This window comes from Mycobacterium sp. NGS57 (genome assembly GCF_059812405.1).
The window spans coordinates 234530-247783 of record NZ_JCALCP010000007.1 but is presented as its reverse complement, the minus strand read 5'-3'; the positions used below and the strand labels follow the sequence as shown (position 1 = coordinate 247783).

The following is a 13254-nucleotide window of genomic DNA, read 5'->3' as shown; positions in this document are numbered from 1 at the left end:
GGTGATGTCACGCCGTTTTATGTGCCTCACGAACGTGTCAGGCAAATATACGCAGGTTTGAGATTTGGCCCTGACAGGTAAGTACGCCCGCGCCGCCCGGGGGGACATGCATCTTGGCGGAAACGCTTCCCGCTCTCGCTGGCACGCGGCATCCTGTGCGACGCTTACGCTCATGCCGCAGGCCGCCAATCCGTACCGTGAGGAGGTCGTGGGTTACCTCCGCCGCGCTCGCTGCCATTACGGCGCGACGTTGCTCCTCGAGGAGGCTGGACTGACCGTCGAGGAAGCCGCCCGTGAACTCGACGTGAAACCCGCCCAAGTGAATTACTGCCGCCGGGGCATCCACAACGTACTGGACGGGGAGTTTGCCGCCACTAAGAAGCAGGCCACCTACGACGAGGCCGTGCTGCGGGCACTGTTGCACTTCCGGACCGAGATGACTGAGGGGCTGCGCCAGCACGTCGATGCTCGTCTGACCGGACTGCGGACGACGTTCAGCCTCACCACCGGGGTCGAGCCGCTGCGGTGTCCTTACGGCTTCGACACTCTGACGAAGTCGGCCGCTCCGCCGCACCGGCCGCTTGTCCCCGCAGGGGACAACGAAAAGTTCCACGATCCCGGTCCGGAATCCCCCGCGGCGATCGATGAGACGAGTCCGGGGGCATCGGCATACGCCGATGCCGCACATATCCAGCGCGTCGACGACCTGGCGATGAAGCTCGCCATCGAGACGGCAACTCGCCGGTGGCCGGAGGCGACGATCCAGAGGATGCCCCACAACAATCCCGGGTTCGACATCACGATCCGTCGCCCAAACGGTGGCAGCCACTTCATTGAGGTCAAGGGAACGTGTTCTCTCGAACCCAGCTTCTTCATCAGTGCCGGCGAGGTGGCGTACTCACACGCATACCCCGAGTGCTACTCGATCTGGATCTATCACTCGATGGACCTCGATTCCGGCACAGCGGAATTGGTTGAACACGACGGCGCGGTCACCGCGGAGCACTTCGCGCTTCACCCGGTCCAGTACCACGGCCAGTACACGGGATCCCGGTGACCCGATCATCGAAGACCTGTCGGAACCCCTTCATATGCTGATCCGATCAGATGCAGAGGAGGAACCGGGATGAACAAGGCTGAGCGCCTCTGGAGTCTAAGGGACGGCGCGCTGGCTTGGCTGTACGGCCTACGAGTCGACGGGGCCACCATCGCCAAGGCAGAGCCCGCGGCCTTCATGGCTGCGACATCCTGGTCCGACGAGGCGGTGACCTCACGTGAGTTGAACGAGGCGATTAAGTGGCTGAAAGACGAGGGATACGTCGACGGCACCGGCACCTGGCAGGGGGACGTTCTCCGGCCGCACTTGAGCACCTACGGTGAGAAGTACGCAGCATCCGGTAAGTCCGTCCGAGATCTCCCCGGCGTCATAGAGGTGCAGAGCCCCTACCTCCACATCGAGGGCAGCAGCGGTGTTGCTGTCGCGCTCCACAGCCCCAATGCGACACAGAACGTGAACGTCCATCAGAAAAAGGAACAGGCACAGGCGCTGACTGAGGCGATCGAACGAGCGCTGCCCGCGATCACAGACGATCAAGTCCGCGCGAGCGCCGAGGAATTGGTGTTGGAGATCCACGCCGAATCGAGCTCGGAGGCCCCGACGCCGGGTCGGTTGAAGCGTCTGGCCATGACAGCCATGACCACGATCGCCACCGGCGCTGGCACAGAGCTGGGGAAAGCGATCATCGAGGCGGCACTTCCGCTGCTGTGAACCAGGACGGCTACTTCCGCGGGGTTGCAGCGTCACGGGCGCGGGGGAGAGCTGCCTGGCGGTTCCGCGCGGATCGTGAACGGCGGAAATCACCCCCAACGTACGTGGAACCCTCTCGCGAGGGGGCTGGCGCCGGCCTTCCCGGGCAACGCCAGATCTTCACGACGAGGCAGGCGGTCCGCGCGATCATTCGCCTACGTGGGACGGATCGAGAACAGTGCGTCCGGTATCGACACGGCCGTGCTCAATAAGCGCTCTACTAGGTGCAGCTTCCACTATCTGGTACTTCTGTCAGTGCTACCGGCCAGATTGGTGGCCAAATGCTCGAGGAGGACTGTTGACGGCTGACCCCATCACCCTGTCCAACCTGGAGCAGTACCTCGCGAAGGCGGCGGACCTGCTGCGCGGCAGCATCGACCAGGCCGATTTCAAGGCGTACATCTTCCCGCTGATGTTCTTCAAGCGGATCAGTGACGTCTACGCAGAGGAGTTCGCGCAGGCGCTGACCGAATCCGACGGCGACCACGAATTCGCGGCATTTGCCGAGAACCATCGCTTCGCCATCCCCGACGGCAACCTGTGGTCCGACGTACGCAACCACACCGAGAACATCGGCGGCGCGCTGCAGACCGCGTTCCGCGAGATCGAGCAGGCCAACCCCGAGACGCTGTACGGCATCTTCGGCAACGCGAACTGGACCAACAAGGATAAGCTGCCCGACCGAAAGCTCGCCGACCTGATCGAACACTTCTCCACCAAGACGCTGTCCAACACGAACGTCGCGCCCGACGTGTTCGGCAACGCCTACGAGTACCTCATCAAGCGGTTCGCCGACCAGTCGAACAAGAAGGCCGGTGAGTACTACACGCCGCGCTCGGTGGTCGGTCTGCTGATCAACATCCTCGACCCGCAAGAGGGTGAGAGCGTCTACGACCCGGCGTGTGGTACGGGCGGCATGCTGATCGAGGTCATCGAGCATGTGAAGTCCGCCGGCGGCAGCCCGAAGACGTTGTGGGGCAAGCTCTACGGACAGGAGAAGGTACTCGCGACTTCCGCGATCGCCCGCATGAACCTGCTGTTGCACGGTGTCGAGGACTTCAAGATCGTTCGTGAGGACACCCTGCGCAACCCGGCGTTCTACACCGGAAATCACCTGGCCCAGTTCGACTGCGTCGTCGCCAATCCGCCGTTCTCACTGAAGAACTGGGGAGAGGCCGAGTGGGCGAGCGACAAGTGGGGCCGCAACCAGCTCGGCGGCGTCCCGCCGAAGGGATACGCGGACTGGGCCTGGGTCCAGCATATGCTCACCTCCGCCAACCCCAATACCGGCCGGGTCGCGGTCGTCCTCCCGCAGGGCGCACTGTTCCGCCAGGGCGCCGAGGCACGCATTCGCACCCACGTGCTCAAGGCCGACAGTATCGAGGCTGTCATCGGGCTTGCCCCGAACCTGTTCTACGGCACCGGTCTTGCGGCGTGTGTGCTGATCCTTCGCCACGACAAGCCCACGGACCGTACGGGCAAGGTGCTCTTCATCAACGGCGAGGACCTGATGAAGAAGGGCCGCACCCAGAACACCCTGGAACCCGAGCACTCCCGCGAGCTGCTTGAGGCGTACCGCGGCTTCGCGAACATCGCCGGCCGCGCCCGCGTCGTCGGCCTCGATGAGATAGCGGCCAATGGCTTCAACCTGAATATCCCGCTGTATGTCGCCCCGGCGGACACCGGCGAGAAGCTCACTCTCGCCGAAGCGCTCGCCAACCTCGAAGCCGCCCATGCCCGGGCGGCCGAGACTCGCGCCGCTCTGGAAGCCGAGCTGGCCAAGTGGGGGTTGGGCGCATGACCAGGCAGATCAGCCAACGGGAGTTGGAGTCCTACCTGTGGGGCGCGGCCATCGTGCTGCGCGGGCTCATCGACGCCGGCGACTACAAGCAATACATCTTCCCCCTCGTGTTCCTGAAACGGATCTCCGACGTCTACGACGAGGAGCACGCCGCCGCGATACAGACCTACGGCGACGAGGAACTCGCCGACCTGCCGGAGAACCATCGCTTCGCCATCCCCGACGGCTGCCACTGGGACGACATCCGCTCCGTCACCGAGAACATCGGCGCGACCGTCCTCCAGGCGATGCGGGCCATCGAATCCGCCAACCCCGACACCCTGCCCGGTGTCTTCGGCGACGGGGACTGGGGCAACAAGAACCTCCTACCCGACTCCACCCTGGCGGACCTGGTCGAGCACTTCTCCACGAAAACGTTGTCGATCGCAAACCTGCCCGAGGACGAACTCGGCAACGGCTACGAATATCTGATCAAGAAGTTCGCCGACGACTCCGGACATACCGCCCAGGAGTTCTACACCAACCGGACGCTCGTGCACCTGATGACTCTCATGCTCGAACCCCAGCCCGGCGAGTCGGTTTACGACCCGACCTGCGGCACCGGCGGCATGCTCATCTCCACGGTCGCCGAGCTCAAGCGCCACGGAGAAGAGTGGCGCAGCGTGCGGCTGTACGGCCAGGAACTCAACTACGGGACCTCGGCGATTGCGCGGATGAACCTGTTCTTGCACGGCATCACCGACGGCCACATTGCCCACGGCGACACCCTGGCCCGTCCCGCGTTCCTCAACACGAAAGGCGGCCTGGAGACCTTCGACGTAGTGCTCGCCAACCCTCCCTACTCCATCAAGTCCTGGAACCGCGACGCCTTCGCCAAGGACTCCTACGGTCGCAACATGTGGGGCATCCCGCCACAGGGCCGCGCCGACTACGCCTTCTTCCAGCACATCGCTAAGAGCCTCGACCCCAAGACCGGGCGCGCCGCCATCCTCTTTCCGCACGGCGTGCTGTTCCGACGCGAGGAGGCGGCGATGCGCGAGGCGCTGGTGAAGTCCGACCTCATTGAGTGCGTCCTGGGCCTCGGCGAGGGGCTGTTCTACAACTCGCCGATGCCGGCGACCATCGTGATTCTCCGTAGCGTGAAGCCGGTTGAACGGCGAGGCAAGATTCTCCTCATCAACGCGGCGAATGAGGTCGCGCGCGAGCAGGCGCAGTCCTTCCTGCGGGAATCGCACCAGCAGAAGATCGTCGACGCCTACCACGCCTTCACCGACATCGACCGGTTTGCCACGGTCGCCACCATCGACCAAATCGCTGGCAAGCACTACAGTCTCGCCATCTCGCTGCACGTCGCAGGTTCCAAAGCAGCCGGTGCTGGCGAGAGGATTGACGTCAGTGACGCCGTGACCGCCTGGCGCGCAGCGACGGCGAATTCCGACGCAGCCATCGCCGACGTCCTGGTCCTGCTGCGGTCGGAGGTGACGGCGTGAGCTTGAACCTCGACAGGCCCGCCTGGAAACGAGTCTCCCTCGGGGAAGTGGCAACGGCATCCAAGGAAAAGGTTGATCCATCCGACGGCGCCGTCGAGAGATTCGTCGCCGGGGAGCACATGGACACGGACGACCTGAAGATTCACCGATGGGGCGACCCGACGGAGGTCGATCTCGGGCCAGCCTTCCATCGCCGGTTCAGGCCGGGACAGGTCCTCTACGGGTCGCGCCGCACATACCTGCGGAAGGTCGCTGTCGCCGACTTCGACGGGGTTTGTGCCAACACGACCTTCGTCGTTGAGACACGAGACAATGCTGTTCTGCTGCAAGTGTTCCTGCCATTCGTCATGAGCTCTGAGCCCTTTCACGCATTTGCGATCGCAGAGTCCAAGGGATCCGTCAATCCTTATGTGAACTGGTCTGACATCGAGCGCTACGAGTTCGACCTTCCACCCCTTGAGGAGCAGAAGCGCGTCGCCGACCTCCTCTGGGCCGTCGAACGGCATCGACTTCAGATCGTCGGCATGGCCGCCTCCGTCGCGGAAGGGGGCGATGCGCGCCTCGCCGCGCTTTGGGAGGCGGACGCTGACAAGAAGCCGATCAGTGAGATCGCGGACTGTGTCACGGGTTCCACCCCCCCGAAGGCACATGCTAAGTACTGGAACAGCGAGGAAGTGCCTTTCTATACACCGTCGGAAATCGACGGCGACACAATGCTCGAGGCGCGTCAGCACGTTAGCGAGGAGGGTGCCAAAACTGGCCGACCGCTGCCGGAGTTCGCCGTGGCCGTGGCGTGCATCGGTGGCGACATGGGCAAGTCCGCTGTCATCCGGGAACCCGGGATCTCAAACCAGCAAATCACTTCGGTCATTGGGCTTTCGGAAGTTGATGCGTACTTGATGCAGTCCCTCCTGGCCCATCCTCGTGGTCGCCAGGCCCTGGAAGCCCGCGAAACAACCACTATCGTGAGGAAGCTCAACAAGGGGGACCTCATGAAGGTGGAGGTTCCATGGCCTACAGACCGGTCTCCCCTGTGGCGGCTGGTGGCTGAGAGACGGGCCGCGCTGTCTGGAATCGCCGCAGAGTGCGACTCTCTCCGTCAGATCAATTCGACGGTCCTCGCCGAGATCTTCGGAGGTAACTGATGGCTCAGTTCAACGAAGCCAATACGGTCCGTGACTTCGTCCGCGATCTGGTGAAGTCCATCGACGTCCAATTCGTGCCAGGCAACGAGCTGCCGCGGCGCACTGACGAGGTGCTGTTGGAGGGGGCGGTCAGGGCTGCACTGATCCGATTGAACCCCGAGATCGAGGCCGACCCGCGCAAGGCAGACGAGGTCATCCACACGCTGCGGGCGATCCTGATCTCGGCGCGCACGACCCCGCATCCGGTGGTGGCCAACGAGGAGTTCATGGCGTGGTTGACCGGGCAGAAGTCGATGCCGTTCGGCCCCAACGGTGAGCACACCACGGTCCGGCTGGTCGATTTCGATCATCCCGAGGACGACTCGTCGAACCAGTGGATCATCTCGACCGAGGTGACCTACCAGATCGGCCGGGTGAGCAAGCGCTTCGACCTGGTGTTGTGGTGCAACGGGTTTCCGTTGGTAGTCGGTGAAGCGAAGACTCCGACCCGGGCGGCGTACTCGTGGATCGACGGCGCCGCGCAGGTGCACGACGACTACGAAGCCAGCGTGCCGCAGTTCTTCGTGCCGAACGTGTTCTCGTTCGCCACTGAGGGCAAGGATTTTCGCTATGGCACAGTCGGGATGCCGGTCGAGCTGTGGGGTCCGTGGCGCGAGGAGGAGATCGATCCCGACGCGCCGGCGAAGGTCGGATTGGAGGTCGTCAAGGACGCCGTCAACGGCGTGCTCAAGCCCGCCGCGGTGCTGGACTTCCTGCGGTTCTTCACCATCTACGCGACCGATTCAAAGCATAGCAAGATCAAGGTGATCGCCCGGTTCCAGCAGTTCCAGGCGTCCAACCTGATCGTGCAGCGCGTGCTGCGCGGCAAGATCAAGCAGGGGCTGATCTGGCACTTTCAGGGCTCGGGCAAGTCGCTGCTGATGGTGTTCACCGCGTTGAAGCTGCGCGCGATGACCGAGCTGGCCAATCCAACCATCCTGATCATCGTCGACCGCATCGACCTCGACACCCAAATCACCGGGACTTTCAACGCCTCCGACGTACCCGGGCTGGTGTCTACCGACTCCCGCAAGGAGTTGCAGACGCTGCTGAGCCACGGTGCGCGCAAGGTCATCATCACGACGATCCACAAGTTCGGTGAAGCCGACGGTGTGCTCGATGACCGCCACAACATCATCGCGATGGTGGACGAGGCGCACCGGTCCCAAGAGGGCGACTACGGGCAGAAGATGCGCGAGGCGCTGCCAAACGCGTTCTTGTTCGGGCTGACCGGGACGCCGATCAACAAGCGTGACCGCAACACCTTCATGTGGTTCGGCTCCCCGGAGGACGAGGGCGGCTACCTGTCGCGGTATACCTTCCAAGACTCGATCCGCGACGGTGCAACGCTGCCACTGCATTTCGAGCCGCGCCTGTCCGAGATCCACCTCGACCAAGAGAAGATCGACGCCGCCTTCGAGGAGCTCGCCACCGACCGGAACCTGACCGAAGACGAGAAGACCACCTTGTCGAAGAAGGCGGCCTCTATCGAGGTGCTCATCAAGGCGCCTGACCGCATCCACCACGTTGCGGCCGACGTGGTCGAACACTTCACCACCAAGGTCGCACCCGAAGGCTTCAAGGCGCAGCTCGTCGCCTACGACAAAGCGTCATGCGTGGCATACAAGGAAGCCCTCGACACCATGCTTCCGGCCGAGGCTTCGAGCATCGTGATGTCGAAGTCGCGTACGGATCCCGCGGAATGGGCGAAGTGGACGCCCGGCGCTGACGAACTGGAGCAGGTCGTCGCTCGGTTCAACGACCCGGCCGATCCCTTGAAGATCATTATCGTCACCGCAAAACTGCTCACGGGGTTCGACGCGCCGATTTTGCAAACGCAGTACCTGGACAAGCCGCTTACGGAACATACGCTCCTGCAAGCGATCACCCGCACCAACCGCGTCTACCCGCCCAAGAAGACCCACGGCTTGATCGTCGACTACCTCGGCATCTTCGATGACGTAGCCAAGTCGCTCGCTTTCGACGAGGCCGCCGTCCAGAAGTTCATCACCAACATCGAGGCGCTCAAAATGCAGCTCGCCCCGGCGATGGCGACTGCGCTTGAATTTTTTCCTGGGGTCGACCGGTCCGTCGGTGGGTACGAGGGGTTGGTTCAGGCGCAGGCCGCGATCGCGGACGACACCACCAAGGATGCTTTCGGGCTGGCGTACAGCGTGGTTTCGCAGTTGTGGGAGGCGCTCAGCCCCGACCCGATGCTCAAAGTGTTTCGCGAGGACTACAAGTGGCTCACCGATGTGTATGAGTCCGTGCGTCCAGCCGACATCACCGGCCGGCTCGTCTGGCATGCGCTCGGCGCCAAGACCATCGAGCTGATCAACGAGAACATTCAGGTCGAGGTCCCCCAGGGCGCTGAGACCATCGTGCTCGACGCGCAGACGATCGAGGACCTGATGACCGGCAAACGCAAGGACGTGCCGATCGAGGAAATCGAGAAGCAGATCACTGCCCGCATCGCCCGCCACCTGAACAACCCCGTCTTCATCGAGCTGGGCCAGCGCCTCAATGCCCTGCGCGAAAAATACTCGGATATCCAGCAATCCAGCCTCGACTTCCTTCGTGAGCTCCTGGAACTGGCCAGGGACACCGTCGCTGCCGAGAAGGCGGAGAACGAGATCCCCCGCGAGGAAAAGGGCAAAGCGGCACTCACCGAACTCTTCGAAGCGCTCAAGGGTGACGAGACGCCGATCATCGTGTCCAACGTCGTCGACCGTATCGACGAGGTGGTCCGCGGTGTCCGCTTCGAGGGCTGGCAGTCCACCATTCGTGGCGACCAGGAGGTTCGTCAGGCACTACGTCGAACCCTCTACGTGCAGTTCAAAATTCGCGACAGTGACGTGTTCGAGAAGGCTGTCGGCTATGTCCGCGAGTATTACTGAGATCAGGATAGGGATGACGAAATCAGAGCCCGGACTGGCAGCGAACGCTGTGCCGACGCCGGCGTGCCCTAGGCGTGCAGCCTGACCTAAGCGGTGTGGCTTGGCTTGCGCCAATGCCGGCGAACCGATCGGCCAGGCATCTCAACTCATCCTAATTTGTTAACCAGTAGGCAAAGATGTCACTGAGTCGCCCGATGTCGTCGGCTGTAAGGCCGATTAGCTGCAACCTGTGATGCGCCGCTAGCTCAATCTTTTCGTGCATCTTCCGCGCGTATACGGGATCGTTGGGCATACCCCACATCTCGACGAAGGTACCGTCCTCCAGTAGCCAATCGGCTCGACGGCGGGTGTACGGGTTAAGCTCCGGGTCAAAGGGATACCTCGGCTCGGGCGTGTGGCCAATCCCGTATTGGGTGAAGAAATCATCGACCGCCTTCTCTTGCAGCGACAGACACCGGTGTCCATCGGCAGCTTTGAGTACAGTGCCGCGCGACAGCCGTACGCCGTCGTCGGCCAGCCCGGCCTCGATGAGGATGTGCGTCCATGGAAGCTGTCCGCGCGTGATGGCAATACGCAGAAGCAGCCGGTGATCGATGTCGGCCGGCGACAGTTGATCCTGCGGATTTGCGCGGATCCTGGTCAGCTGGGACTCGACGAATGCCGCCCCGCCGAACTCGGCCTCGGCCAAGGCGCGGACCGCCACTATTGCGCGATCAGTTGCCCGGGCGAGCGTCGACGCCATGTTCGGCAGTCCCTCGACTGCCACGGCGAGGCACCGGTGACAGTACGCCAGCGTCTGCGCGCACAGGCTCGCGCGGAACTCACCGGCCGGCCGCTCGCAGATCCGGCACCTGCCGATCCTGTCGAGATAACTGTGGCTGGGAAAGAGAGTGCCGCGGTGGGTGGTGAGTCGCTCCAGCAGCGCGGTGGGTTCGGCGCCCTGCTTGTGAGCTGGCTGGGCGATCCGCGCCAATTCTGACGCCTGGAACAGTGTGTCCGGCACCTCGCCCGCCGCGGCGGGGTTCAGCGGCCGGAAGGTGGGTCCGATGCTCATCTATTCGTAGGACAGGTCACGCAGGTGACCGCGCCACACCCGCTCGCGCAGCGTCCATCTCAGCGGCGGCAGCCCGATGTCGTCGACCGGGATACCAAGGCGAGCAGCGAACGCACACGCCGGCGCGATCAGCCGCTCGTCTTCGACCCACAGTTTCTCGGTTGTCGGGTTGTACTGGGCGAAGGTCGTTCGTGATGACGGTCCGTCCGGCTCGGCCCACCGCAGCTTCAGCCCACCCGGGCGCCAGTCCACACGCACGTTGGGGACGGCGCCGGGTTGCCATTCGGTGCTTACGGCTTCGCGGCGGGGATGCGCGGGCGCAGCCGCAGGGACACCCAGCTCCCGCAGCCCGTCGAGCACGTCGGGGCGAAGGCGCTCGTCGTCGAGGAATAGGTAGCCGAGAGCGACAGATCCGATCACGGTATCCCGGGCGCGCACGACCAACGAACTGGGCTGTCCCGCCTTGCCTTCGCGGACTGCAACCGACAGCGGACCGAGAGGAGCGTTCTGCGCGGGGAATGTGCGTAACCGTTCGAGGACATGACTCGTGCGCTCTCGCCCTTCGCAGTCGGGGTCAATTCCGCGCGAGATCAAAAAGCTGTGCATCGCGTATGCCAGCTCGGCGAATGAGGGTAAGGCGAGTGCGGCCTCACCGTAGGCGCAACGCAGGTCGTCCGGGTCGTCGAAGTCCAGACCGTAATAACTCGCGTCATCGCGCTCGATGATGACGGTGCAGTTGACCTCCCCGCCAGACATTTCAGCAAGGAGTGGGATCGCGTTGTCCGGCAGGTAGTCCAGCAGCCGGCGGTACAGGAAACCCATGTGACGGTCGTCGATGTCGCCGCCGGTGGATCGCGGCCTCGCGACCGACACGGCATGCGGGTCGTGTTCGTTGTCCGGGCGAGGTATGAGGACCACCGGGGCCAGCGTCAGGGTCTCGCCTTCGGGGCCTGCGTTGAACGTGTCCGCTGCGTAGCGCGCGAACCGCAGGTCTGCGTCATCCCACGTGGTGAACGAGAGCCCGTCATCGATCGAATCGCCCACCGGCGGCAGCGTGACCGTGTGGCCGTCCCACTCGATCTCGTAACCCAACATGGCCTCCATTCGTAGATCCGACCCGCCCGCACTATACGGATACGCATTGTGGAGGCTGTTGGTCTCGATCCTGTCGACCTGCTGCCGCCGCTGGTACGACGCCCCTGATGCATGTCAACTGCCACAAGCCCAATGAACGGTGCCGTGCCGCCGCGTCGGCCGCGCGCTAGCTCGGTGACATGCACGTGACGGCGGACCGTCGAGGGCGGCTGGTCATCCCTAAAGCGCTGTGCGTGGCGCTGCGTATCGCACCGGACACACCGCTCGAACTGGTCCCGGACGGAGCCGGCTTGCGGATCCAACCCATCCCGCGGCGACCACGTTCGATCGAATTGCAAGACGGACTACCGATACTCGGCAGCGTCGAAGGCGCCGTGCTAACCGATGGCGACGTGCGCCGGCTTCGCGCTGAAGCCCGACGGCGAGCTTTGGGTCTGACGCGCACGTCGGCCAGGCCGCGTTGACCAATCGCCGAACGCTGCTCACCCGCGATCGCCGCGCGGAGAGCATGAACCGCGCACTCGGTGTCGACTACCGGATCGTCGACTGATCAACAACGCCCGCGGCGCGTCCGCGGCGAGGTGTCACACCCCTCCGCAAGAATCCGGTGCATGAGCAGACGCAACCGCGAGAAGCGGGCCGCCAAACAAAAGAACCGGCGCCGGGCGGCCACTGATCGAGAACGCACTGGGTCCGACCCCGGGCCGGACCGGGCGCTGCTGCTGGAACGCCTCGTGGTGGCGCTGAGTACGGCCGCTTCGTATTCGCCCGATGACGCGCCGCGGCACGCGGCGCAACTGTTCGAGGGGTTCCGGTCCTTCCCGCGCGACCTCGACGTTGCGGCCGACCTCACCATGAACGAGGCCATCAGAGCGGCATGGGAGCACGGCTGGTTGCCGTCCGACCTGCACGAGGTGGCGCGCCGCAGGCTGCCGGCAACCGAGGTCCGCTACCTCGACGAGGCCATCGTCCGGGAGTCTGCGGGGTACGCGGTCGCGACGCTGCATCCGAATTGGCGGGCCGAAATCAAAGCGCTCGCAGCCACCGTCGACGTCGATGCGCAGACGCCGCAGATGTGGCGCTGGGCGGCGTCCAACGCCGTCGACCGGCGTATGGCACTGACCGTTGTCGTGAAGCTGCTGAACCTCCTCGGCAGAATTCCCGTGCTGCAAGCGATCCTGCCGCCGCCCGGCGCGCATCGTCACGCGCCGACGACGGTGAACGACGTCGACGAGAAGGCCCTCGCGAAGGTGCGCGCGCTGCTGGCGAAGGCGGAAGCCACCGAGTTTCCCGACGAGGCCGAGGCCCTGTCGGCCAAGGCCCAAGACCTGATGAGCCGGTACTCGTTGCAGGAGGCGCTGACCCACCACGACCGCGGCCAGGCGCCGGTGGCGGTCGCGCGACGGATCTGGATCGAGAATCCTTACGCCGCGGCAAAGTCGATGCTGGTGCAGGCGGTGAGCCAGGCCAATCGTTGCCGGGCGGTGTGGGCGCAGGGCCTCGGCTTCGTCACCGTCGTCGGCTGCGAAACCGATCTCACCCTCGTCGAGGTGCTCACCACCTCGCTGCTCGTCCAAGCCAACCGGGCCATGCTCAGCGCCGGGCGCCGCCAAAGCAATAGGCACACCCGAAGCAGGTCATTTCGCCAATCGTTCCTCCTCGCGTATGCCCAGCGGATCGGCGAACGCCTCGATAACGCCAGCGCATCCGTCACGGCAGAGGCCAAGCAGGACGGTCGACTACTCCCGGTGCTGGCCGCCAACAGCCGGGCGGCCGATGAGCTCGCTGACCGACTGTTCCCCGCGACGGTCCGGCGCTCGGTAGCGGCGTCCGACATCGCCGGCTGGGGCGCCGGGCGCGCGGCCGCGGATATGGCCGTGCTCGACACCCGGGAGGCGATCGCGGGTTAGAACACCGCGATAGGCT

9 protein-coding genes are annotated in these 13254 nt (G+C 64.2%); 7 read left to right on the top strand and 2 right to left on the bottom strand.

What is annotated here, in order from left to right; all coding sequences use genetic code 11:
- Positions 1 to 172: 172 nt before the first annotated feature.
- The 6 genes from AC5Y43_RS15545 (at position 173) to AC5Y43_RS15520 (ending at position 9179) form a co-directional block, all read left to right on the top strand.
- Positions 173 to 1057: a protein NO VEIN domain-containing protein gene (locus tag AC5Y43_RS15545; protein WP_499973857.1), complete on the top strand. Its 885-nt coding sequence runs from the start codon at positions 173 to 175 to the stop codon at positions 1055 to 1057.
- A 69-nt stretch (positions 1058 to 1126) separates the two neighbouring features.
- Positions 1127 to 1768, top strand: coding sequence for a hypothetical protein (locus tag AC5Y43_RS15540; protein ID WP_499973855.1), 642 nt, complete (start codon positions 1127 to 1129; stop codon positions 1766 to 1768).
- 337 nt (positions 1769 to 2105) lie between these two features.
- Positions 2106 to 3608 (top strand): type I restriction-modification system subunit M, encoded by a 1503-nt coding sequence (locus tag AC5Y43_RS15535; RefSeq protein ID WP_499973854.1) that lies wholly within the window; start codon positions 2106 to 2108, stop codon positions 3606 to 3608.
- Complete coding sequence (locus AC5Y43_RS15530; RefSeq protein ID WP_499973852.1) at positions 3605 to 5098, top strand: type I restriction-modification system subunit M; 1494 nt, start codon at positions 3605 to 3607, stop codon at positions 5096 to 5098. Before AC5Y43_RS15535 ends, AC5Y43_RS15530 begins: the two co-directional genes overlap by 4 nt.
- The gene (locus tag AC5Y43_RS15525; RefSeq protein WP_499973850.1) at positions 5095 to 6243 is read left to right on the top strand and encodes a restriction endonuclease subunit S; all 1149 of its coding nucleotides are present in this window, start codon (positions 5095 to 5097) and stop codon (positions 6241 to 6243) included. Before AC5Y43_RS15530 ends, AC5Y43_RS15525 begins: the two co-directional genes overlap by 4 nt.
- Positions 6243 to 9179, top strand: a complete 2937-nt coding sequence (locus AC5Y43_RS15520; RefSeq protein ID WP_499973849.1) for a type I restriction endonuclease subunit R — start codon at positions 6243 to 6245, stop codon at positions 9177 to 9179. The genes AC5Y43_RS15525 and AC5Y43_RS15520 overlap by 1 nt, the downstream gene beginning before the upstream one ends.
- A gap of 151 nt (positions 9180 to 9330) precedes the next feature.
- Here AC5Y43_RS15520 and AC5Y43_RS15515 read toward each other — a convergent pair whose 3' ends face one another.
- Together AC5Y43_RS15515 and AC5Y43_RS15510 are read right to left on the bottom strand one after the other, a co-directional pair.
- Positions 9331 to 10233: a hypothetical protein gene (locus AC5Y43_RS15515; RefSeq protein WP_499973848.1), complete on the bottom strand. Its 903-nt coding sequence runs from the start codon at positions 10231 to 10233 to the stop codon at positions 9331 to 9333.
- The gene (locus tag AC5Y43_RS15510; protein WP_499973846.1) at positions 10234 to 11325 is read right to left on the bottom strand and encodes a hypothetical protein; all 1092 of its coding nucleotides are present in this window, start codon (positions 11323 to 11325) and stop codon (positions 10234 to 10236) included. It lies immediately after the preceding gene.
- Between the two features lie 614 nt (positions 11326 to 11939).
- Between AC5Y43_RS15510 and AC5Y43_RS15505 the strand changes: the two genes are divergently transcribed.
- Positions 11940 to 13238 carry a DUF2786 domain-containing protein gene (locus tag AC5Y43_RS15505; protein ID WP_499973845.1) on the top strand — a complete coding sequence of 433 codons (1299 nt, stop codon included), beginning with the start codon at positions 11940 to 11942 and terminating at the stop codon, positions 13236 to 13238.
- Positions 13239 to 13254 lie beyond the last annotated feature (16 nt).